The sequence below is a fragment of the Burkholderia dolosa genome (assembly GCF_902499135.1).
GTDB classification, from domain to species: domain Bacteria; phylum Pseudomonadota; class Gammaproteobacteria; order Burkholderiales; family Burkholderiaceae; genus Burkholderia; species Burkholderia dolosa.
Genome location: NZ_CABVPR010000070.1, coordinates 1 through 23844 on the forward strand (window position 1 = coordinate 1; position 23844 = coordinate 23844).

Sequence of the window (23844 nt, forward strand, 5' to 3'; positions counted from 1 at the left end):
CGCCCGACACACGGACCCGTGGCCGCCGGCGGTCGCGCGGCTCGTCGCGAACGCGGCACGCGCGGCCCAGCGCGCCGATGCGGGCGGCGCGCCGGCGCGGCGCGACAGGTCGCCGATGCGGCGCGCGAACCCTTCCGCGAGCGCAATGCCGAAATCCGCCGGCTCCGGCAGCCGCGCGACGAGGCCGCCGGTGAATTCCAGCATGTCGTCTGACGCGTTCATGCGCGCCCCCCTTCCATCATGCGGTCGAGCGCATCGACGAGTTCACGCGGCGCGCGCCGTGCGTGCACGCCCGCAGGCTCGCCGTCGCATCGCCAGCCGGGGCGCACGCCGCGCACGAACAGATACAGGTAGCCGGCGATATGCGTGTCGTAGTCGTAATCGGGCAGCCAGCCGCGCAGATAGCGATGCAGCGCGACCGTATAGAGCAGCGCCTGCAGGTGATACGCGTGATCGGCCATCGCGACGCTCAACGCGCGCGGACCATACGCGTCCGGCGTATTGCCGAGATGGTTCGACTTCCAGTCGACGATCCAGAACCGGCCGTCGTGTTCGACGATCATGTCGATGAAACCCTTGATGAAACCGGCGAGCGTACCGGCCTCCAGCGCGACGTCCGGATAGCCGTGCGCGACCAGCAGCCGACGCAGCGCGGCGAGGTCGAGCGACGGCGCCGGAAACAGGAAGCCCATTTCGTCCAGCCGCTTCGCCGGATCGAGATCCGCAAGGCGCATGCCCGGCACGAGCTCGGTGTGCACGACGTCGTCGACGAGCCGGACCATCATCGCCGGCAGGCGCGCCGCCAGATCGGGATCGGCTTCGACGGGCCGGTCGTGCAGCGCGGCGAGCGCCGCCTGATGCCACGACCCGGGCTCGGTGAAGCGGCTCAGTTCGAACAGCCGGTGCAGACATTCGCCCGCCGCCGCGCCGCGCGGAAACGACAGGATGTCGTCGTCCGGCGGTTCTGCCGCGGCAGTGTCGGGCACCGCGAGTTCGCCGGTCATCGCCAGCACGGCGAGCGCATCGTGGTCGGGGCGCAGGTCGTCGTCCGGCACGGCGGCCACGCCCGCCTCCTCGCGCGCCATCGACGACGTCAGCGAACTGAAGCTCGCCATCCGCCACGCGTCGCGCAACACACGAGTCGCGTGGCGTGCCGCGAGCGTCTGCGATGCGTCGTGCCCGGCCGCGAGCCGCTCGCGGCGTGCGGGCACCGGCAACGGCGCGACGCTGATCGCGCCGCCCGCGAGCGCGTGCCACGCGGTGTCGAGCGCCGCTTCGTCGGGCGGCTCGTCGAGCCATGCGTCGAACGACTGACCGGCGCCGGCGACGAGCCAGTTGAGCACGCTGCGCCGCGCTTCGCGCGTCGAGCGCGACGACAGATACGGGCCGGCGACGAGATAGCACCGGTAGACCGCGCGGGTCAGCGCGACGTACACGAGCCGCGCACGTTCGGCCGCCTGCTCGCGCAGCGCCTGCCGCGCCGCGTGCGCGGCCGCTTCGTCGTCGCATCCGTAATGCAGCACGGCGTCGCCCGCATCGTCGTGATACTCGCGCGCATCGGGCAACGCCGACGCAGGCGGCTCGCGCAAGCCGCCGTCGTTCAGGAACGGACAGAATACGACTGCGTATTCGAGCCCCTTCGACTTGTGCACGGTCACGATCTGCACGAGATTGCGGTCGGATTCGAGGCGCAGCTGCGCTTCTTCGCCGCCGCCGTCGAGCCGTTGCGCGGCGAGCCAGCGCAGCGTCGGCGCAATGCCCGGCTGCGCGGACGCGCGCGCCTGCGTGAGCTCGGCGAGATGGTTGATGTCGGTCACGCGGCGCTCGCCGTCCGCGCCGGCCATCAGCCGCTCGGCGATGCGCAGCTCGCGCGTGAACGTGCGCCACATCACCGCGAAGCCGCGTTCGCGCCACAGCAGCCGATAACGCGAGAAGCGCTCGACCCAGCTCATCGCGTCCGTGCCGTCGGACACGGCCGCATCGTCGCGCTGCGCATCGCCTTCGCCCTGCTCCATCCGCCACAGCGCGCGCGCATCGAGACCGAACCAGTCGGACGCCAGCGCCGCCCGCAGACGCCGCAGGTCGCCCGGCGCATCGATCGCGGCGAGCACGCGTTCGAGCTGCTCGGCATCGGCGGTCGAAAAGACCGACGCCTGCGCGAGTTCAACGCTGCCGATCCCCCACGTGGCCAGCACGCGCTTCACGAGGCTGCCCTGGCGGTGCGTCTGTACGAGCACCGCGACGTCGCCCGGCGACAGCGGCGTGTCGCCGAGCCGTACGTGACCGTCGCGCGCACCGCGCATCAGCCGCGCGATCTCGGCCGCGCACGCTTGCGCGGCCTGCGCGTGCGCGTCGCGCTTGAGCAGCGTGTGCTCGCCGCCCGGCAGCGTCCAGATCCGGAAATCGCCGGCCGCACCGCGATCGGTGCCGTCGACGAACGGCGCGCGTACGCGCGTGCCGGCCCGCACCGGGTAGTAGTCGAGACCGTCGAGCACGAACGCACGCGGATTCGACATGAAGAAACGATTGCACGCGTCGACGATCGCGGGCGTCGAACGCTGATTGACCGCGAGCGTATAGCACGCGCTTGCGCGTGCGCGCGCGGCGAGATACGTGTGCAGGTCGGCCGCGCGAAAGCTGTAGATCGCCTGCTTCGGGTCGCCGACGAGAAAGAGCGGGCCGCCCGGCGCGAAGATCCGGTCGAAGATCGCGAACTGCAGCGGGTCGGTGTCCTGGAACTCGTCGATCAGCGCGGCCGGATAGCGTGCGCGCAGCGTGTCGGCAAGCCACGGATGCGCATGAAGCGCGTGATACAGATTCGCGAGCAGATCGTCGAACGATACGACGCGCCGCGTACGCTTGCGCTCGGCCAGTGCGCGCGGCGCCGTGTCGAGCCATTCGGCGACCAGCGCGAGCCAGCGTGCACGTTGCGCCGCCTCGGCCGCCGCCACTGCGGCGTCGAGCGCATCGGCCACGTCGAAGAACGGATGTTCGGGCGTCGCGCCGCCCTTCTTCGTCGCCTTCGCGAGCGCGGTGCGCGTGAGCTTCAGCGCGGCCTTCGGCAGCGCGGCCGCCGCGTCGCCCTGCGCGAAATGCGCAGACCATGCGGCGAGCGCGTCGACGACCGCGTCCGGCTTGTGCGAGCGCTGGTTGAGCACCGGCTGCGCGGCGCGCAACAACGCGTCGATCGCATCGCGCTCGACCGCCCACAGGCGCGCGGCTTCCGCGAAGCATTCGGCCGCGGCAGCCTCGGCCGATTCGTCGGGTTCGGTCACGCCGTCCCAGCGCAGCGCGGCGAGCGGCTTCTTCAGCCGGCGTGCGAGCTGTGCGTCGAGCGCGGCCGGACCGGCGCCCGACGCGACGAGCCATGCGGCGAAGCCCGGCGAGCGTGCGGCCGTCGGCTCGACGCGCGTGCGCCAGAAGTCGGCCGCGAGTTCGAAGCGCACTGCCGCATCGTCGGCTTCCATGTCGAACGCGAACGGCATCGCGGCCGCGAACGGCGCCTCCTGAAGCGCACGCTGGCAGAACGCGTGAATCGTGTGGATCGCCGCCTGGTCGAACGCGCGCAATGCGCGACGTATCCGTTTCGCGGCGGTCTCGGCATCGAGCGCGCCGTGTTCGCCGAGCGTCGTCTCGAGCAGGCGCGCGACGAATGGATCGCCGCCGTCGTCGCCCGTATCGAGCGCATGCGCGAGCTGCGCGAGGCGCCCGCGGATCCGCTCGTGCAGTTCGGCCGTCGCCGCCTTCGTGAACGTCACGACGAGGATCTGGTCCGCGCCGAGATCCTTTTCGAGCAGCAAACGCACGTAGAGCGCGCAGATGTTCCACGTCTTGCCGGTGCCTGCCGACGCCTCGATCTGGTTGACGCCGTCGAGCGTGCACGCGAACACGTCGAGTTCGCGCGCCGGCTGCGGCTGCGACACGGCGTTCATGCGACCTCCTTCAGGTGTTCGATCATCGGCTCGAACACGAGGCGCGCGAGCGTGCCGAACGGCTCGTCGAGCGACGGCTGCGCGCCGCGCCATGCGATCGCGATCGCCGGATCGTCGGCTTCGCTCGCGACGCGCTCGTTGATCCACACGCTCGCGGCCTTCGCTTCGCCGTCGGACACCCGCGCCCATGCGCTGCGCGGGAAGAATCGAAGCGGCATGCGCCGGCCCGCGCGAAACAGTGCGGCCAGCGGCGCGAGATGCTCGAGCGGTGCGGCAACCGGCGTCAGCTCGAACGCGCCGCCGCTGCCGAACCACAGCGTGCGGCGCGCGCCGCCGGGATCGACCGCGCAGTACACGAGATGCGCGAGCCACGCGGAAAGATAGTCGCGCGCACTCGGACGCGCATAGCGATAGATCACTTGTCCCGCACGCGTCAGCCGGTTCAGCGTGCCGTGCAGTTCGAGCGGCGCGCGCACCGCATCGGCCGCCAGCGCCGCTTCGTGATCGCCGAACAGCGCCTGCCCGGTGTCGGGCCACGCCGGCGCGATCGACAGCGAAAACGGCCGACGCTCGATCCCGTCGCCGACTGCACGGCGTACGTTCGATGCAAGCTGCAGCATCGAACCGAGCGCCTGATCGCGCCACACGGCGCCCGTCGCGCCGCCCGGCAGTTCGGGGCTCGCATCGGCGATGCGCAGCGCGCGGTCGTGCGCGGCGCGCTCGTCCGATTCGATCAGCAGCGGCAGCACGCGCTCGGCGAGTGCGTCGCTGCCGGCGAAGTCCAGCGCGAACGGCTCCGTGTCGAGCAGTTCGGTTTGCGCGTCGGTCAGCACGATGCCGAGCCGCGCACGCAGCAGCGCACGTGCGGGATGCCGCCAGAAGCGCTCGAACTCGGTGAACGGAACGGGCTCGACCGGTTCGGCCGGCAGCGGCTGCGCGAAAAACGGCGGCTCGCGCGTCGCGTCGCGCGACGCTTCGGCCGCGAGCAGCGACGCGAGCGTCGCGCGCTCGGCGTCGTACGACGCCAGCGCGCTGCCGGGCCGGAAATACGCGGCGGCGAACGGCTGCAACGGATGCTCGACGATGAACGCGCGCCGCGCGGCGTCGACCGCGTCGGGCGCGGCGTCCGGGCCGGCGGTGACGAGCGCGAGATGGTCGAGCAGTTCGTCGACGAGCGCCGCGGGCGGCAGCGGCGCGTTGTCGCGGATGCTGCGCCCCGTATACGCGATCAGCAGCCGGTCGCGCGCGGCGAGCAGCAGGTCGAGGAACAGGTTGCGCTCGTCGTCGCGGCGCTGCCGGTCGCCGAGCTTCGGCAGCACGGCCATCAGATCGAATTCGTCCGCACGCGCGAGGCTCGGCAGCACGCCGTCGTCCATCCCGAGCAGGCATACGACCCGGTACGGCAGGCCGCGCAAGCTCGTCAGCGACGAGAACGTGACGCCGCCCCACGGCACGCCGCCGCGCGCCGGATCGTCGAGCGCGGCCGCAAGCCCCGCACGCACGACTGCCGCCGGCAACGCGTCGTCCGGCGCACCTTCCGACATCGCGGCCAGCAACGCGTCGAGTGCGTCGCGCACGCCGGCAAGCGCGTCCGCGAACGCGGCGCCGGAATCGAAGAAGCGTGCGAGCGCGTCCGCGAACAACTCGCTCCATCCGCGCGGCGTGTGCGCGTCGGCGAGCCGGCGTGCGAAGCCGTCGAGATCGTCGGTGAAGCGCGCGAGCCGGCCAAGCAGTTCGGCCTCGCTGCCCGTCGCGGCCTCGATCGGCAGCCACGAGCCGACCGGTGCCGCGCCTTCGGGCATCGCATAGCCGAGAAAGAGCCGCGCGAGCGCGTCGGAAAACGTGTGGCGCGGCGCAGGCACCGCCGCATCGTCGGTCGCGGGCGGCGCGAGCCCGCGTCGCGCACCGGCCGCCGCGAGCCACGTCTGCACCGTCTCGAGCGCGGCTGCATCGATTCCGTAGCGGGCCGCGACCGCGTCGACGCGCAGCCATTCGACGAGCTCCGGCGCGCCGACCTGCCGCTCCGGCAACGCGAGCCATTCGAGCAGCACGCGCGCGATCGGGTTCGCCTGCGACGGCGGCAGGCCGGTGATCCGGTACGGCACGCGCGCGCCGCCGGCGCCCGCCGTGCCGAACACCGCGTCGATCAGCGGGCCGGCCGCCGCGAGATCGGCAACCGCGACGAGCACGTCGGAAGGCTGCAGGCTCGGATCGGCGTCGAACCACGCGAGCAGACGATCGTGCAGCACCTCGAGCTGACGCGCGAGGCTGTGACATACGTGCACCTCGATGCCGCGCTCGGCCGGCGCGTCGCCGAGTTCGGCCTCCGGCTGCAGGTCGAGGATCGCGTTCTGCACGCGCGCGAGCCACGTCGGCGCCGGATTGGCCGTGAAACGCGACGCATCGCCGGCCGCCGCACTTTCGGTCAGCTCGTGCAGCATGTGCAGCTGCGCCTGCGTTTGCCGCCCCCACTCGGCGAGCAGCGGATGCCCGACCTCCTGATAATCGAGCCGGCCCGCCGCGTCGAGCGCCTCTGCATGCGCGGCGGTCACGATGTCGAACCAGAATTCGCGGCACGGATTCAGCGCGTAGATCCGCACGTCGATCCAGCGCGACAGTTCGCGCAGCAGCGCGATGTGCAGCGGCGGCATCGTCGGCAGCGCGAACACGCTCACCGATTCCGGCCAGCCCGCGCGCGCGACGGCATCGGCATCGAGATTGCGCGCATCGACGAGAAAACGATGCGCGGGCGGCGTGCCGCCGTCGCTCAGTTCCGCGAGCAGCGCGCGCCACAGCGCAGCCTGCCAGCGCTCGTCGTCGCGCGCGGCGTCGCCGATCGCGCGCGGCGCGCCGTCGCCCGCGAGCACCGACTCGCCGGCCTGCCACGCGGCCAGCCATTCGGGGCGATACGTCAGGTAATGATCGAACACGGTCGCGACGCGATGCGCGAGTTCATAGCGCATCGCGTCGTCGGACGCGGACAGATACGCGGCAAGGCGCGGCGACGCGAGCCACGGCGCGCCGTCGGCGGCCTGCGCGAACAGCCGGTAGCAGCGCCACACGAGCCGGTCGGGCGCGAACGGAGAACGCGCGGGCACCGCGAGCACGCGGCCGATCTGCGCCCACAGCCATTGCGCGAGATACGCGAACTCGACGTTCGCGCACACGCCGTGCCGCGCGGCGATGTCGAGTTCCAGCCGACGGCGCAACGCTGCGCTCGGCACGATCACCTGCTGCGGCGCCCACGGACCGTTGCGGGCCGGGAACGCGGCCAGATCGTCGAGCAGCGCGTCGACCAGCGTTTCATGACGGTTCGAGTAGAAGAGATGGAGCATGAGGCGGGCATCGGATTCTCGCGCCGGCCGGGCCGGGCGAACAGGTTCCCGAAGGATAGCAAATGGCCCGCGGCGTCGAACATCGGCCGGAAGGCCAGCTTTTGCGGCACGCGAAATACGATAGACTCGTCGCCAGTCAATACGCCGCCCCGGGCGTCTTCGTCTGCCATTCAGCCCATCGATGCGCTATTCGGTCGAAATCAGAAAGTTTCTTTACAGCCAGTATTTCTTCGGCGGCCTGCGAATCGCGGTCGGCGTGTCGCTGCCCGCCGTGCTCTGCCTGACCGTGTTTCACAACCGGGAACTCGGCTTCACGATCTCGACCGGTGCGCTCGGCGCGTGCGTCGTCGACATGCCGGGGCCGCTCAAGTACAAGCACAACGAAATGCTCGCGTGCAGCGTGATCGGCTTCCTGGCCGCGCTCGCGACGGGTCTCGCGACGCCGAACATCTTCGCGCTGTGGCTCACGATCGTGCCGCTCACGTTCGTGCTGTCGCTGATCGTCGTATACGGCAACCGCTGGCCGCAGATCAGCTTCGCGACGCTGTTCATGATGGTGATGACGCTCGAGGAGAAATTCACGCCGCTGCAGGCGTTCGTGAACGCCGGCTGGATTCTCGCGGGCGGCCTCTGGTACACGTACTGGGCGACGATCGTGTCGCAATGGCAGGCGCGCCGGATCGAGCAGCAGGCGCTCGCGGAAAGCCTGTTCGCGTGCGCGGATTATCTGCTCGCGCGCGCGCAGTTCTACGATCTCGACGCCGATCTCGACGAGTGCTACCGCAATCTGGTCGCCAAGCAGATCACCGCGGTCGAAACGCAGGAAACCGCGCGCGACATCGTGCTGCGCAACCTGCCGAAGCTGCGCCGCGGCAAGCTCGATCCCGGCCGCACGACGATGTACAACCTGTTCATCAACAGCGTCGATCTGCACGAGCTGTTCGTCGGCGCGCATACCGACTACCCGCTCGTGCGCAATACGTTCGGCGGCTCGGACCTGATCATTTTCTACCGCGACCTGATCCGCAAGGCGGCCGCCGATCTCGAGCAGATCGGCCTCGCGGTGCTCGAGAACCGCGCGCCGCATTCGCGGATCAGCGTGAAGGCCGAGCTGCGCGCGATCGAATACGAGATCGAGCTGATGCGCAAGAAGAACTTCGCGGCCACGCACGCGGAAGCGTATGCGGCGGTGCTCGCGACGTTCCGGCGCATCTGGAGCGCGACGCGGCTGATCGACCGGATGCGGCGCAACCTGTCGGGCCACGCCGACGCGCAGCAGATCGAGCTGAAGATCGACAAGGCGCTCACGCGCTTCCTGCAGCGCCGCCGGATGTCGCCGCTGCTGATCTTCTCGAACCTGAACATGCGCTCGCCGAGCTTTCGGCATGCGCTGCGCGTGACGATCGCGGTCGCGGTCGGCTTCTGGCTCGGCCGGTTGCTGCCGCTGACGAACGCGTACTGGATCGTGATGACGAGCATCATCATCCTGAAGCCCGGCTACTCGCTCACCAAGCAGCGCAACGCGCAGCGTATCGTCGGCACGCTGATCGGCTGCGCGGCGAGCATCGCGCTGATCTATACGGTGAAGGAGCCGCACCTGCTGATCGTGATCATGTTCGCGTCGATGGTGATGAGCTACAGCCTGCTGCTGTTCAACTACGCGGCGAGCGTCGTGTTCACGTCGTCGTACGTGCTGCTGATGTTCCACCTGCTCGCACCGGGCAGCATGCGGATCATCGGCGAACGCGCGATCGACACGGTGGTCGGCTGCATGATCGCGATCGCCGCGAGCCGCCTGTTCCCGTACTGGGAATACCGGCTGATGGGCAAGCTCGTCACCGACATGCTGACGGCAACGCGCAAGTACTTCGAGGCCGTGTGGCGCGCGGGCCGCGGTGCGTCGCCGCCGCCGGTGCCGGCCGCGGACGGCGCGGCGGTCGTGCCGGTCGTCGCCGCCGCAGTCGAAACGCCGGCCGCGACGCTCGACGACGACTACCGCTACCGTCTCGCGCGCAAGGACGTGCACATCGCGTTCGCGAATCTCGGGCAGGCGTTCCAGCGGATGATGATCGAACCGAAGGCGCACCAGCGCTTCGTGCCGGAGCTGAACGACCTGCTCGTGCAGACGCACGTGCTCGGCGCGCAGATCACGGCCGCCGCGCCGCTGATCCGCAGCGCCACCGCGGCCGACGGCGACATCCGCAACGACGCGCTGCAGCGCGGTCTGTCCGCGGTGCTCGAGAACCTGAAGAAGGCCGAGGCCGGCGAGCCGCCGCCGCCCGACCAGCTCGAAGCGACGAAGCAGATCACGCGCGAGCTCGATGCGATGGTCGTGTCGGCCGAGCAATCGGATGCGGTCGGCGCCGAGCTCACGCACGATCTCAAGGTGCTCGCGCATCAATGCAAGCAGATGCTCGCGTCGTCGCTGCTGATCCGCAAGGACGCGAGCGTCATCCGTCTGCCCGCATGATGCTGTCCCACCGGTGGCTGGCCCGCGCCGCGCGGGCCGGATGATGTCCGGGATGGCGCGGCAACGCGACGCGCCGCACGTGCCGACGGGAACGTCACGGCACGGCGTGCCGCGGGTCGCGGTGCTCGCGGTCGTGCGCTACGCGCGGATTCGGCCGAAGTTGTCGGTGCCTGCGTCACGCTGACGCACGGCCGACCGGCTCGGTGCGCCGGTTTCGGTGCGCCGCTTCTTTCCCGCTTCCTCCGCTTTCTCCGCTTTCTCCCCGGCGTCGCACACGCCGGTGTGAAAGTCGCTCGGCACCGCCTGTTGATACGCGTCGCGCGACCGGCGATCGATGACGAAGGCGCGTACCGGCGCCGCGTGTCAGTGCGATGCCGCGCTCGCGGCCTCGGCCGGATGGGCTTCGTCGTACGCGTGCTTCTGCGAGATCGCGTTGTACAGGATCGTCCCGATCACGAGCAGCACGGCCACGACGATCAGGATGCTCACGTTGCGGACAGGGTTCTTCTTGCGCTGATCGTTCATGGTCGGGCAATTCCGTCAAATTCGTCGAAGCGGGCATTCTACGCGCTTGCACGCGTCCCGCGACGCCGGTACACGCTTGCTCGCGTCGTCCTTCGCATCGGCCTGCGGAAGCTTTCATTTGATAATCATTCGCATTTCGATCTAGAATCCCGAAACTTTCATTCTGTAATGTTTCGGGTCGCCGGGCGGCAGGCGCGCCCCGGAACGCTCCTTCTTCCGCCTGCCTCACCGGAGTCTTCATGTCGAATCCGCGCACTCGCCTGCTGCCGCTCGCCGGCGCCCTCGTCTTTGCCGCCGCCGCGTTCGCGCCGCTCGCCCAGGCCGCCGACGAAGTCAGCCTGTATACCACCCGCGAACCGAAGCTGATCCAGCCGTTGATCGATGCGTTCACGAAGCAGAGCGGCGTCAAGGTCAATACGGTGTTCGTGAAGGACGGGCTGCTCGAGCGCGTGAAGGCCGAAGGTGCGCAGTCGCCGGCCGACGTGCTGATGACGGTCGACATCGGCAACCTGCTCGACCTCGTCGACGGCGGCCTCACGCAACCGGTGCGCTCGAACGTGCTCGACGAAGCGATTCCCGCGAACCTGCGCGGCACGCAAGGCGACTGGTACGCGCTGTCGCTGCGCGACCGCGTGCTGTACGTCGAGAAGGATCTGAAGGTCGACGCGTTCCGCTACGAGGATCTCGCCGATCCGAAATGGAAAGGCAAGGTCTGCATCCGTTCGGGCCAGCATCCGTACAACACCGCGCTGGTGGCGGCGATGATCGCGCACGACGGCGAAGCCGCGACCGAAAAGTGGCTGCGCGGCGTGAAGGCGAACCTCGCGCGCAAGGCCACAGGCGGCGACCGCGACGTCGCGCGCGACATCCTCGGCGGCATCTGCGATGTCGGGCTCGCGAATGCGTACTACGTCGGCCACATGAAGAACGCGGAGCCGGGCACCGATGCGCGCAAATGGGGCGACGCGATCAAGGTCGTGCGGCCGACGTTCGCGAATGCGAAAAGCGGCGGCACGCACGTCAACATCAGCGGTGCGGCCGTCGCGAAGCACGCGCCGCACAAGGCCAACGCGGTGAAGCTCCTCGAATATCTCGTATCGCCGCACGCGCAGGCGCTGTACGCGCAGGCGAACTACGAATACCCGGTGCGCGCGAACGTGAAGCTCGATCCGGTGATCGCGAGCTTCGGCACGCTGAAGATCGATCCGCTGCCGCTCACCGAAATCGCGAAGTACCGCAAACAGGCGAGCCAGCTCGTCGACAAGGTCGGCTTTGACAACTGACGTGTCGTCCATGCACGTGCGCCGCGCACGGTGGCGCGCGCTGCCGCGGCCGCGTGCGGGCGGCGTCTCGCTCGCGGCGGCAATCGCGATTGCGGCGGCGGTCGCCGCGCCGCTCGCGGTGCTGGTCGCGGCCGCGTTCGGCGCCGATCTCGCGCACTGGCGGCATCTCGCCGAATTCGTGCTGCCGCAGGCGCTCGCGAACACGCTGCTGCTGCTCGCCGGCGTCGGCGCGATCGTGTCGGTCGTCGGCACCGGCTGCGCGTGGCTCGTCACCGCATACGACTTCCCCGGCCGCCGGATGCTCACGTGGGCGCTGCTGCTGCCGCTTGCGGTGCCGACCTATATCGTCGCGTTCGCGTATCTCGACCTGCTGCATCCGATCGGTCCCGTGCAGGGCGCGATCCGCTGGCTGCTCGGCTATGACAGTCCGCGACAGTTCCGGCTGCCCGACCTGCGCACGCTGCCCGGCGCCGTGTTCGTGCTCGGCTTCGTACTGTATCCGTATGTGTACCTGAGCACGCGCGCGATGTTCGTCACGCAGTCGGCGAGCCTGCTCGAGGCCGCGCGCACGCTCGGCGCAACACGCATCGCGACGTTCTGGCGTGTCGTCGTGCCGCTCGCGCGGCCCGCGATCGCGGTCGGCATGAGCCTCGCGCTGCTCGAGACGCTGAACGACATCGGCGCATCGGAATTCCTCGGCGTGCAAACGCTGACCGTCTCCGTCTACACCACCTGGATCACGCGCTCGGATCTGGCCGGCGCCGCGCAGATCGCGCTCGCGATGCTCGCGATCGTGGTCGGCATGATCGCGCTCGAACGCTACGGGCGTCGCCGCCAGCGCTACGCACACGGCCGCCGCATGCGCCCGATCGCGCCGCAGCGCCTCACGGGCGCAGCTGCGTGCGGCGCCGCCGTGCTCGGCTGGCTGCCCGTGCTGACCGGCTTCGGCGCGCCGGCCGCGTACCTCGCGGTCGAGACGGGCAAGCGGCTGCATCTGGTCGGCGGCGTATCCGCGCAGTTGATGACCGGCCTCGCGAATACGCTGACGGTCGCCGCGGCCGCGACCGTCGCCACGCTCGCGTGCGGACTCGTCGTCGCATGGGCGGCCCGCATGCAGCGCGACAGTGCGCGCGTCGGGCCGGCACGCGCATGCGCACGGATCGCGAGCCTCGGCTACGCAGTGCCGGGCACCGTGCTGGCGATCGGGCTGCTGATCCCGCTTGCTGCCGCCGATCGGCTGATCGCCGCGACGCTCGGCCGCGACGGATTGCTGCTGATGGGCTCCGCCGCCGCACTGGTCATCGCGTATACGGTGCGCTTTCTCGCGATCTCCACCGGCAGCATCGAAGCGGGCCTCGCGCGCATTCCGCCGTCGCTCGAACACGCGGCACGCTCGCTCGGCGAGACGGCCGGCGGCACGCTGCGACGCGTGCATCTGCCGCTGCTGCGGCCCGCGCTCACGACGAGCGCGCTGCTCGTGTTCGTCGACGCGATGAAGGAACTGCCTGCCACGCTGCTGTTGCGCCCGCTGAATTTCGACACGCTCGCGACGTGGCTGTATGCGGAAGCCGCGCGCGGCACTTACGAGGAAGGCGCGGTCGCCGCGCTCGCGATCGTGCTCGCCGGACTCGTACCGGTGATCCTGCTCGCCCGCACCCGCCACAAGATCGGAGCCTGACACCGTGAACCTGCTCGAACTCGACGCGCTGAGCGTCGCCTACGACACGCCGCAAGGCCGCCGCACGGTGGTCGACGGCTTGAGCCTGACGCTGCCGCGCGGCGACATCGGCTGCCTGCTCGGCGCATCGGGCTGCGGCAAGACGACCGTACTGCGCGCGATCGCGGGCTTCGAACCCGTGCGCGCGGGTCGCATCGTGCTCGACGGCATGCCGGTCGCGACGCCGTCGCTCGACGTGCCGCCCGAGCGGCGGCGCATCGGGATGATGTTCCAGGATTACGCGTTGTTTCCGCACCTGAGCGCGGCCGACAACGTCGCGTTCGGTCTGCGGCGCATCGCGAAAGCGGAACGGCGCGCGCGCGTCGCCGACATGCTCGCGCTCGTCGGTCTCGCGAGCGCGGCCGACGCGTATCCGCACGAGCTGTCGGGCGGTCAGCAGCAACGCGTCGCGCTGGCGCGCGCACTCGCACCGTCGCCGGAACTGCTGCTGCTCGACGAGCCGTTCTCGAACCTCGACGTCGATACGCGCGAGCGCCTCGCATTCGAGTTGCGCGACATCCTGAAGCGCACCGGCCACACCGCGATCCTCGTCACGCACAACCAGGCCGAAGCGTTCGCGATCGCGGACCGGATCGGCGTGATGAACGACGGCCGGCTCGCGCAATGGGACACGCCGTACGCACTGCATCATCAGCCGGCGAGCCCGTTCGTCGCGGAATTCGTGCGTCGCGACGCGCTGGCCGACGAACGCGCCCGCGCGCTCGTGCGCGGCCGATGACGGCTGCGGCCGGTAACGGCCGATCGCTAGCGGCGAGCGACGAGCGGCGGCGTGCGGCGTGCATCGGTCGCCCGCCGCGCCGGCATGATCGCCGGCCGCACCGCGCTACGCCGGCTCGGACAGATCGCGCACCGGCAACGCGGTCGAGTACTTGATCTGCTCCATCGCGAACGACGAGCTGACGTCGAACAGCGGCACCGTGCGGATCAACTGCTTGTAGACGCGATCGTAATCGTCGATGCCGGCGACGACCACGCGCAGCAGATAGTCGGTTTCGCCGCTCATCCGGTACACCTCGACGACCTCCGGCATGTCGCGCACGGCCTGCGTGAAGCGTTGCGCCCACGCTTCGGTGTGCTGGTTCGTGCGAATCGCGACGAACACGGTCGTGCCGACGCCAAGCTTGCGTGGATCGCACAGCGCGACCTGCGCGCGGATCGCGCCGGTTTCCTTGAGCCGCTGCACGCGTTTCCAGCACGGCGTCTGCGACAGGTTCACGCGCTGCGCGAGTTCCGCGATCGGCAGCGTAGCGTCCGTCTGCAACAGCTCGAGCAGCTTGCGATCGATGGCATCCATTTACCCGGCCCCTCGTAGAGAGAAATTTTTTCTATGCATTCTACCGACGGGGGAGCGGTATGAAATCCGGTTCTTCGCGTCGACCGGTATTAATACGGATCCGCCTCGGCGAATCCATCACGCGGGCCGACATTCGACGGCGACGAAGCGCGCGCTCGACGTCGCGCAGCGGTCGTCGCGACGCGCGACCGCAAAGAAAAAGGCGATCCTGCCGACAGCAGAGATCGCCTCGAACGCGCGGCCGGCGCGCGATGCACGTCGCGCAACATCGAGTCATACCCGCGCGCCGCCGCTCCGTCGGCCACCGGCCGCTGGCCGCCGCGCTGCCGATCAGTACGCGACCGTCGCGATCTCGCGCACGAAGCTGTGCTGCTCGAGCGCGTCGACGAACGCGACCGCGTAGTCTTCCGCCGAGATCCTGCTGTTGCCGTCCGCGTCCGCGATCAGCTTGCCGACGCCCGTGCGGAACGTGCCGGTCCGCTCGCCGGGCTCGATCAGCGCGGCCGGCGCGAAGAACGTCCAGTCGAGATCGGCGACCGTCTTCAGATACGCGAGCGCTTCGCGGTGCGCGAGCGCGACCGCCTTGTACGCCGGCGGGAAACCGTCGCTGTCGACGAGCTGCTTGCCCGGCGCGATTTCGAGCGAACCGGCGCCGCCCACCACGACGAGCCGCTTCAGCCCGGCCGCCCGCGTGCCGGCGACGAGCGCCTTCGTCGCAGCGATGACCTGCGCGGCATCTTCCTGCTTCGGACCGTACGCGCTCGCGACGACGTCATGGCCCGGCAGCGCAGCGGAGATGCTGGCCGGATCGAACAAATCGGCCGTCTTCGCGGTGATGCCGTCCGCCGTCGCGCCGGGGTTGCGCGACAGCGCTGTGACGCGATGGCCGCGTCGCGCGGCTTCCGCGGCGATGCGCGAGCCGATCATTCCGGTGGCGCCAAACAGTGCGATATTCAACGAGCGTTGCGTCATGTCGATTCTCCAGAAAGAAAATATGAAACTGATTTGATTACATTTCCAGCCGAAAAAAACGGGGCGAAGCCCCGTTGCGCGGTCGCCGCGCTTTCGCGGCGCGGCTTCCCGCATGCACCGCCTGCTGCCGCCGTCACCCGCCAGTGCGTGGCGCGCGCAGCCCGCGTCGCTCCGAATCCAGCACATCGGCCGTCACGTCGGCAAGCGTGCGCGTCGCGAGCGACGCTTCCATCGCGCGCTGCGCATCGCCGATGTAGTCGGTGAGCACGCCCTGAATATGGCGCCCGACGACGCACGCCGGATTCGGCGCCTCGCGATGCAGCGCAAAAAGCTGCGCATCGTCGACCGCGCGATATACGTCGAGCAGCGTGATCTCGTGCGGCTCACGTGCCAGCAGCGCGCCGCCGCCCGCACCGAGCTGCGACGTCGTGAGCCCAGCAGCCGCCAGCATCGACAGCAGCCGGCGGATCAGCGCCGGATTCGTGTTCACGCTGCCCGCGATGACGTCCGACGACAGCGGCACGCCCTCCTCCATCGACAGCAAGGCGAGCACGTGAACGGCAAACGCGAACCGGCTGCTGGTATTCATTCGTCACTCGATCGACGACGCCGGCCAGAAAGCAGCCGGCGTCAATGTGTAACCATCATAAGTACATTTCGGGAATCGTGCAACCGTCGCGTCACTCGCCGCTCGCAGGTTTCGCGCCGGTCGCCTTCTGCTGGCTCCATTGCTGGAGCTTCTTGCCGGCCTCCGCGAGCTTCGCACCGGCTTCGGATGCCGCATGGGCGACGACGGCCGACGCGGCGGCATCGATCTGCGCCTGCGCAGCCGACGCGAGGCCGCTCGCGGACAGCGCCGGCACGGCCGACGCGGCGGACGCCAGGCCGGACTTCGCGGCATTGATCTGCTGGTCGACGGCGCTCGCGACCTGGTCCAGCGCGTGCGCCGCGTGGTTCGCGGCGTCGGCAGCCGCACTCGCGGCCGTATCGGCTTGCGTGGCCGGCGTACCGGACTTCTCGCAGCCTGCGAGCAACAGCGCAGCGCCGACGGCGGCTGCCGTCAGCACCGCGTTGCGCACGCGATGCGCGCGCGATGCATTCATCTTCATCAGCAATCTCCGGCCGTGCTTCGCGCGGCCTGCGTGGTTGGAACGACGTCGATGATACCGTCTGTTGAACCGGTCCAATGACGACCGTCATTTAAAAATACCTTTCAATTTCGGATTCGTCTGATTAAATCGGACGTACGCCGTCTCTAGAGTGAGCGCCTTCCGATTCGCATCGACCGCATCCGCTGCTCATGGTCTTCCTCGTCGACTGGTTCATCGTCCTTGCGGCACTGCTCGCCGCCGCGCTGTTCCTGTGCCTGCGGCCGCCGCCGGCGCGCCGGCTCGCGGCAGCCGGCCGACCGCGGCGTATCGCGTCCGCGCGGCTGCTCGCGCAGGCGGTCATCGGGTTCTGGACGGCCGCGCTGATCGTCGCCGAAGGCATCCTCGGCGCCGGCGGCCACGATCAGCCGTTTGCGGGCTTCGCGGCGCTCGCGCTTGCCGCAGTCGCGCTCGCCGGTGTCGCCGCGTACTGGTCCGCGCGAGCGTTGCGGCTGCGCCGGCCGCGCGTGCTGTTCGCGCGCCGCTGACGCGCCAGATCGGTGCACGGGTGCGCACCATGTCGCGTCGAACGCGCACCATATCCATACGCAGAGCACCATCGACGTGCGTCGCCGGCGCGTCCGCTCCGCCGGAACACTGCGCGCAGACCGTGCACGATTCACCGGAATGCCGCCTGGCAGCGACACGCCGCACCAATTGCATGCACCCGATCCCCAAGTTGGCTCGATACTTGCATCCCTTGCGCGTTTTTTGAGCAAGGAAGCCACCGCATGGACGGTCTGAAATCCGGTGTCGACACACTGTTCCTGTTGATCGGCGCCGTCATGGTGCTCGCGATGCACGCGGGCTTCGCGTTTCTCGAACTCGGCACGGTCCGCAAGAAGAATCAGGTCAACGCGCTCGTGAAGATCCTGGTCGACTTCTCGGTATCGACGCTCGCGTATTTCCTCGTCGGCTACACGATCGCGTACGGCGTGGAGTTCTTCGACGACATCGGCACGCTGTCGCAGCACAGCGGCTACGCGCTGGTGCGCTTCTTCTTCCTGCTGACGTTCGCGGCCGCGATCCCGGCGATCGTGTCGGGCGGCATCGCCGAGCGCGCGAAGTTCAATCCGCAGCTCGTCGCGACGCTGATCATCGTCGGCTTCATCTATCCGTTCTTCGAGGGGATCGCGTGGAACGAGCGCTTCGGCGTGCAGGCGTGGCTCGCGCACGCGTTCGGCGCGCCGTTCCACGATTTCGCGGGCTCGGTCGTCGTGCATGCGTTCGGCGGCTGGGTCGCGCTGCCGGCCGTGCTGCTGCTCGGCGCGCGCCACGGCCGCTATGCGAAGGACGGCCGGATCGCCGCGCACCCGCCGTCGAACATTCCGTTTCTCGCGCTCGGCGCGTGGGTGCTCGCGGTCGGCTGGTTCGGCTTCAACGTGATGAGCGCGCAGACGCTCGACAAGATCAGCGGCCTCGTCGCCGTGAACTCGCTGATGGCGATGGTCGGCGGCACGCTCGCCGCGTGGCTCGCGGGCCGCAACGATCCGGGCTTCACGTACAACGGTCCGCTCGCGGGCCTCGTCGCGGTGTGCGCGGGCTCCGACGTGATGCATCCGATCGGCGCGCTCGTCACCGGCGCGGTAGCCGGTGCGTTGTTCGTCGCGATGTTCACGTGCGTGCAGAACCGCTGGCGCATCGACGACGTGCTCGGCGTGTGGCCGCTGCACGGCATGTGCGGCGCACTCGGCGGCATCGCGGCCGGCGTGTTCGGGCTGCCGGCGCTGGGCGGGCTCGGCGGCGTGTCGTTCCTGTCGCAGCTCGTCGGCACGCTCGGCGGCATCGCGATCGCGACCGCGGGCGGCACGCTGGTTTACGGTGCGCTGAAGGCGACCGTCGGGCTGCGGCTCGATCGCGAAGCCGAATTCGACGGCGCCGACCTGTCGATTCACCGGATCTCGGCGACGCCAGAGCGGGACTGAGCGTGACTTGGTGCGGCTGAGTACGGCTGAATGCGACTGAGCACGACCGAGTGCAGCATCCGCCGCGCACCGAATGCCGCACCCCCGCACGTACACGCGACGCCATTACGTTTTCAATTCAAAAAACTTTCATCTAGCGTCCCTACACTTCGGTCCAGTTTTCAACTTGCCTTCGTCCGGCTTGCCGGACGCGTGCCCGGCGAAGGCCATTCTTCCAACACCTGAAACTGGACTCCACATGCCCGCGTTGCCCAATGCTTCCCGCCGCCACGCCCTGAAGATCCTCGCCGGCGCACCCATGCTTCCGCTTTCCGGCCTCGCGCTGCCGGCCATGCTGACGGGCTGCGGCGGCGACGACGAGCCGGCATCGACGCCCGCCGTCGCGTACACGGCCGCGACGTTCTCGACGATGGCCGCGCCGACGCTCGACAATGCGGCCGCAATGGCCACGACGACCGTCGGCTCGACGCTGTCGGTGTCGTTCTCGGACGGCTCGTCACGCAACTTCAAGCTTGCTTACCGGCCGTTCTTCGTGACCGGCGACATGGTGCCGGACGGCAAGGGCGGCACGATCCTCGCGGGCGGCTACTACGACATCAACAATCAGCCGATCATCGACCGCTCGGTGCCGGGCAACGAGCGTCAGTTCTATTCGGACTGCCCGGACGGCAGCTCGCTGCTCACGCTGAAGAACGCGAATGTGCCCGGCGTGAAGGGCAACACGGTGTTCGCGGTCGTGCAGTTCGAATACGCGACGCGCGACCAGGCGAGCGTGTCGCAGTACGGCCAGCTGCCGTCGCCGATCGCGGTGCTCACGCTCGATCAGGATCCGGCCACCGGCGCGCTGAAGCTCGTCAAGTACCACAACGTCGACACGTCGAGCGCGCACGGGCTGTGGATCACGTGCGGCGCGAGCCTGTCGCCGTGGGGCACGCACCTGTCGAGCGAGGAATACGAGCCCGACGCGACGAAGGCCGCGACCGACGCGCAGTTCAAGGCGTTCAGCAAGAACACGTTCGGCGACGAAACGAAGGCGAATCCCTATCACTACGGCCACCTGCCGGAGATCACGGTGAATCCGGACGGCACCGGCACGGTGAAGAAGCACTATTGCCTCGGCCGCATCTCGCACGAGCTGATCCAGGTGATGCCGGACCAGCGCACCGTGATGATGGGCGACGACGCGACCAACGGCGGACTGTTCATGTTCGTCGCGGACAAGGCGGCCGACCTGTCGGCCGGCACGCTGTACGTCGCGAAGTGGACGCAGACGTCGTCGGCCGGCGCCGGCAGCGCGACGCTCACGTGGATCCGGATCGGCCATGCGACGAGCAGCGAGATCGAAGCGCTGGCGAACACGCTGAAGGCGTCGGACATCATGGACGTCGCGACGGCCGACCCGAACGACGCGAGCTATACGAAGATCCACTTCGGCGGCAAGTTCAACTGGATCCGCGTGAAGCCCGGCATGGAGAAGGCCGCCGCGTTCCTCGAGACGCACCGCTACGCGGCGCTGATCGGCGGCAGCATGGGCTTCACGAAGCTCGAAGGGACGACGGTGAACGCGAAGGACAAGATCGTCTATACGGCGATGTCGCGGATCGAGACGTCGATGGTCAAGGGCAACGCGGCGTCGCGCGACGTCGCGGTCGACAAGAAGATCGCCGCAGGCGCCGTCTATGCGCTGAACCTGAAAGCGGGCCAGCGCGATACGTCCGGCGTCGCGATCGACAGCGAATGGGTGCCGGTCGACATGGCCGCGCCGGCCGCGCTCGTCGGCGAGGATCTCGCCGCCGCCGACGCGCTCGGCAACCTCGCGAACCCGGACAAGATCGCGAACCCGGACAACCTGAAATTCTCGGAGAAGCTGCGCACGCTGTTCATCGGCGAGGATTCGGGGATGCACGTGAACAACTTCCTGTGGGCGTACAACGTCGACACGAAGACGCTCGCACGCGTGCTGTCGTGCCCGGCCGGCGCCGAATCGACGGGCCTGCACGCCGTGGACGAGATCAACGGCTGGACTTACATCATGAGCAACTTCCAGCATGCGGGCGACTGGGAATCGCCGCTGCACGACAAGGTCAAGTCGACGCTCGACCCGCTCGTGCGCGCGAACTACAAGGACCGGTTCGGCGCGAGCGTCGGCTACCTGACCGCCGAGCAGACCAGCATCAAGCTCGCGAAGGCCTGACCGGTACACCGGCGGAGCACCGGCTCCCCTCTTTCGCATCACGTTTCATTCGTCGGCGCTCCACGCCGTCTTCTGCGCGATGCCCGCTTGCGGGCGTCGCGCTTTTTTTTGCGCAGGCGGCACGCGCATGCGGCGGCGGCCGTCCAAACGCGCCACGTGCGACGCTCGGCGATAATGGACGCCCGACGCGTCGGGCAGAGGCAAAAAAAAGCGCCACGGAGACCGTGGCGCTAAAAAAGTTCTAGCCATTCCGAGGGCCGTGCTAGAACCTGAGAGACTGCGCGAAACACCGTTCGGGTTAAACTCCTGAAACGATGTTTCGAAAACGTGAGACATTCTTTCCGTTTCCGCCCGACAAGTCAAGCGGTATTTGCACGGTTTTGCGCCGTTCCGGGCAGCGCCGCTTCGAGTATTTTCCCAATAAACCAAGGGTGAACCCGTAAAATCTCATCCGATGAACGATTCGTCCATCGAACGTGCATGTTTTGACAATCATCCTACAATATCAACAAAATTGAAATCGAGTTTCGGAAATAGAGAGAACCATCCGTGTCGACTCCTGTAACCCCTCCCGCGCCGCGGGACCGCGAAACGTCCCCTGACGAGATCACCGCGCTCGCGCGCGGGCTCGCCGTGCTGCGGCGCATCGCGGCCGCCGATGCGCCCGTCAGCAACCGCGAACTGACCGAATTGACCGGCATCCCGAAGCCGACCGTGTCGCGCATCACCGCGACGCTCGTCAGCGCCGGCTTCCTGTTCCAGTTGCCCGACAGCGAGCGCTTCGTGCTCACCGCGTCGGTGCTCGAGCTGAGCCACGGCTTCCTGCGCAACTTCGACATCCGCGCGCGCTCGCGGCCGTTCATGATCGAACTCGCCGAACGCACGTCGCTGTCGGTGCATCTGGCGGTGCGCGACCGTCTCGACATGGTCGCGATCGACGTGATCCGGCCGCGCTCGGCCGTGCTCGTCACGCGCCTCGAGATCGGCTCGCGGATGGACATCGCACGCACGGCCGTCGGCCGCGCGTATCTCGCCGCGCTCGAAGACGACGAGCGCCGCGTGCTGCTCGACGCGCTGCGCGCGACGGCCGGCGACGACTGGCCGCACGTGTCCGCGCGGCTCACGCCCGCGCTCGACGAAGCGATGCGCGACGGCCATGCGATTGCGCTCGGCGAATGGCGCGAAGGACTCAATGCGGTCGCGGCCGGCTTCGTCGGCCCGTCCGGCCAGCGCTATTCGGTGAACTGCGGCGGCGCATCGCACCAGTGCCCGCCCGAATGGCTGCGCGAGCACGTGGTGCCTGCGCTGCAGGAATGCATCGCGAAGATCACGCGCGAGATCGGCGGCGCACCGGCGCGGCGCGTCGCCGTGTAACGCGTTCGTCATCGCGGTCGTCTTCTGTAACGACCGTAACCCGTTGAAAGATAGCCGACTGGACTGTAACGGGGGCCGCACGTACGATCATGCCGATCGTCGCACCGCATCACGCGCGGTGCGCACCGCTCTTTTCCCGCGCGGGCCGACCGGCGGCGCGCCACGCCGCCCCAGCCCGGCTCGCCCCGATGCGCACGCCGCGCGCAGCCCCGCAGTCCCGCGGTCGATTTCGCGGCCCGCCGCGCCGTCTCCCTGAACAAAACACGATGGACAACCAGCAAAAGCCCACGCCCCCTTCGAAAGACCCCGCCTCGCCGGCTGCGCGCCGGCCGCGCCGTACGCTGCTGATCGGCACGCTCGCGGTCGTCGTCATCGGCGGCCTGCTGTGGTGGCATCCATGGAATCGCCCGCCGGCATCCGGCAGCGCCGCGACCGGCGCGAGCGGCGCCGGCGTCAACGCCGGTCATCGGGGCCGCGGCGGCCCGGCCGCGATGGCGAACGTGCCGCAGCCGGTGCAGGTCGCAACGGCGACGCAAGGCGAGATGCCGATCGTGCTGTCCGCGCTCGGCACCGTGACGCCGCTCGCGAGCGTGACGGTCAAGACGCAGCTGTCCGGCTATCTGCAGTCCGTCGCGTTCCAGGAAGGCCAGCTCGTGAAGAAGGGCGACCTGCTCGCGCAGATCGACCCGCGTCCGTACCAGGTCGCGCTCGAGAACGCCGAAGGCACGCTCGCACGCGACCGGGCGCTGCTCGCGACGGCGCGCCTCGACCTGAAGCGCTACCAGACGCTGCTGTCGCAGGACTCGATCGCGTCGCAGACCGTCGACACGCAGGCATCGCTGGTCAAGCAATACGAAGGCACGGTGAAGACCGACCAGGCCGCGATCGATTCCGCGAAGCTGAACCTCACGTATGCGCGGATCACGGCGCCCGTGTCCGGGCGCGTCGGCCTGCGTCAGGTCGATCCCGGCAACTACGTGACGCCCGGCGACGCGAACGGCATCGTCGTGATCACGCAGCTGCAGCCGATGAGCGTGATCTTCACGACGTCGGAAGACAACCTGCCGCAGATCCTGAAGCAGGTCAACGCGGGCCGCAAGCTGTCGGTCACCGCATACAACCGCAACAATACGGTGCCGCTCGAGACCGGCTCGCTCGAGACGCTCGACAACCAGATCGACACGAGCACGGGCACGGTCAAGCTGCGCGCGACGTTCGCGAACAAGGAAGGCCTGCTGTTTCCGAATCAGTTCGTCAATACGCGGCTGCTCGTCGACGTGATCCGCAATGCGACGATCGTGCCGACGTCCGCGGTGCTGACCGGCTCGATCGGCCAGTTCGTGTACATCGTGAAGCCCGACAACACGGTGACGGTGCGCAAGGTCACGGTCGGGCCGGTCGACGGCGAGCGCACGAGCATCGTCAGCGGCGTCGCGGTCGGCGAGCGCGTGGTGACCGACGGCTCCGACCGGCTGCGCGAAGGCTCGAAGATCTCGATTCCGGCCGACAAGCCGACAGGCGCGTCGGGCGCACACGGCACCGGCGCGGCATCGGGCGCGGCCGCGGCATCGGCTGCGTCGGGCGCGTCCGCGCGACACGGCGGGCACCGGCACGGCGCGTCGCAGGCAGCGGCCCAATAACGCGCGGGCCGCTC

At 69.0% G+C, this 23844-nt stretch carries 17 protein-coding genes; 9 read left to right on the forward strand and 8 right to left on the reverse strand.

The window, feature by feature from the left end:
* From BUB20358_RS23850 to recC, 3 genes are all read right to left on the reverse strand, one after another.
* The coding region (locus tag BUB20358_RS23850; protein WP_174905126.1) for a hypothetical protein at positions 1-222 on the reverse strand (222 nt) is incomplete at its 3' end.
* A complete protein-coding gene (gene recB, locus BUB20358_RS23855; protein ID WP_035972687.1) occupies positions 219-3932 on the reverse strand; it encodes an exodeoxyribonuclease V subunit beta in 3714 nt (1237 codons plus the stop codon). The genes recB and BUB20358_RS23850, both read right to left, overlap by 4 nt.
* Positions 3929-7267: an exodeoxyribonuclease V subunit gamma gene (gene recC, locus BUB20358_RS23860; RefSeq protein ID WP_035972689.1), complete on the reverse strand. Its 3339-nt coding sequence runs from the start codon at positions 7265-7267 to the stop codon at positions 3929-3931. The genes recB and recC overlap by 4 nt, the downstream gene beginning before the upstream one ends.
* Positions 7268-7448: 181 nt before the next feature.
* On the opposite strand from recC, the gene BUB20358_RS23865 reads away from it, so the two are divergent.
* Complete coding sequence (locus BUB20358_RS23865) at positions 7449-9737, forward strand: FUSC family protein (RefSeq protein ID WP_035972691.1); 2289 nt, start codon at positions 7449-7451, stop codon at positions 9735-9737.
* Between the two features lie 363 nt (positions 9738-10100).
* Here the strand turns inward: BUB20358_RS23865 and BUB20358_RS23870 are convergent, their stop codons facing one another.
* Positions 10101-10262 (reverse strand): hypothetical protein, encoded by a 162-nt coding sequence (locus BUB20358_RS23870; RefSeq protein WP_006476417.1) that lies wholly within the window; start codon positions 10260-10262, stop codon positions 10101-10103.
* A 239-nt stretch (positions 10263-10501) separates the two neighbouring features.
* Here BUB20358_RS23870 and BUB20358_RS23875 point away from each other — a divergent pair, with 239 nt between their 5' ends.
* The 3 genes from BUB20358_RS23875 to BUB20358_RS23885 are packed head-to-tail and all read left to right on the forward strand — an operon-like array spanning position 10502 to position 14001.
* On the forward strand, positions 10502-11545 hold the full coding sequence (locus BUB20358_RS23875; RefSeq protein ID WP_006764706.1) for a Fe(3+) ABC transporter substrate-binding protein: 1044 nt from the start codon (positions 10502-10504) through the stop codon (positions 11543-11545).
* 10 nt (positions 11546-11555) lie between these two features.
* Positions 11556-13223, forward strand: a complete 1668-nt coding sequence (locus BUB20358_RS23880; RefSeq protein WP_223296941.1) for an ABC transporter permease — start codon at positions 11556-11558, stop codon at positions 13221-13223.
* A gap of 4 nt (positions 13224-13227) precedes the next feature.
* The gene (locus tag BUB20358_RS23885) at positions 13228-14001 is read left to right on the forward strand and encodes an ABC transporter ATP-binding protein (protein WP_045552480.1); all 774 of its coding nucleotides are present in this window, start codon (positions 13228-13230) and stop codon (positions 13999-14001) included.
* 105 nt (positions 14002-14106) lie between these two features.
* Here BUB20358_RS23885 and BUB20358_RS23890 read toward each other — a convergent pair whose 3' ends face one another.
* The 4 genes from BUB20358_RS23890 to BUB20358_RS23905 all read right to left on the reverse strand — a co-directional run bounded on the left by BUB20358_RS23890 (position 14107) and on the right by BUB20358_RS23905 (position 16658).
* Positions 14107-14577: an Lrp/AsnC family transcriptional regulator gene (locus tag BUB20358_RS23890; RefSeq protein WP_006764709.1), complete on the reverse strand. Its 471-nt coding sequence runs from the start codon at positions 14575-14577 to the stop codon at positions 14107-14109.
* A 330-nt stretch (positions 14578-14907) separates the two neighbouring features.
* Entirely contained in the window at positions 14908-15549 is a 642-nt protein-coding gene (locus tag BUB20358_RS23895; RefSeq protein ID WP_006764710.1) for an NAD(P)-dependent oxidoreductase, read from the reverse strand.
* 133 nt (positions 15550-15682) lie between these two features.
* Complete coding sequence (locus tag BUB20358_RS23900; RefSeq protein WP_006764711.1) at positions 15683-16138, reverse strand: Rrf2 family transcriptional regulator; 456 nt, start codon at positions 16136-16138, stop codon at positions 15683-15685.
* 91 nt (positions 16139-16229) lie between these two features.
* Complete coding sequence (locus BUB20358_RS23905; RefSeq protein ID WP_035973389.1) at positions 16230-16658, reverse strand: BCAL1086 family glycoprotein; 429 nt, start codon at positions 16656-16658, stop codon at positions 16230-16232.
* Positions 16659-16849: 191 nt separating this feature from the next.
* Between BUB20358_RS23905 and BUB20358_RS23910 the strand changes: the two genes are divergently transcribed.
* The 5 genes from BUB20358_RS23910 to BUB20358_RS23930 all read left to right on the forward strand — a co-directional run bounded on the left by BUB20358_RS23910 (position 16850) and on the right by BUB20358_RS23930 (position 23830).
* On the forward strand, positions 16850-17185 hold the full coding sequence (locus BUB20358_RS23910; protein WP_035972695.1) for a hypothetical protein: 336 nt from the start codon (positions 16850-16852) through the stop codon (positions 17183-17185).
* 243 nt (positions 17186-17428) lie between these two features.
* The gene (locus BUB20358_RS23915; protein ID WP_006764713.1) at positions 17429-18622 is read left to right on the forward strand and encodes an ammonium transporter; all 1194 of its coding nucleotides are present in this window, start codon (positions 17429-17431) and stop codon (positions 18620-18622) included.
* Between the two features lie 238 nt (positions 18623-18860).
* Entirely contained in the window at positions 18861-20816 is a 1956-nt protein-coding gene (locus BUB20358_RS23920; protein ID WP_035972698.1) for a PhoX family protein, read from the forward strand.
* Positions 20817-21365: 549 nt separating this feature from the next.
* Positions 21366-22190, forward strand: coding sequence for an IclR family transcriptional regulator (locus tag BUB20358_RS23925; protein ID WP_006764715.1), 825 nt, complete (start codon positions 21366-21368; stop codon positions 22188-22190).
* Positions 22191-22456: 266 nt separating this feature from the next.
* Positions 22457-23830 carry an MdtA/MuxA family multidrug efflux RND transporter periplasmic adaptor subunit gene (locus BUB20358_RS23930; protein WP_006764716.1) on the forward strand — a complete coding sequence of 458 codons (1374 nt, stop codon included), beginning with the start codon at positions 22457-22459 and terminating at the stop codon, positions 23828-23830.
* The last annotated feature ends 14 nt before the right edge of the window (positions 23831-23844 follow it).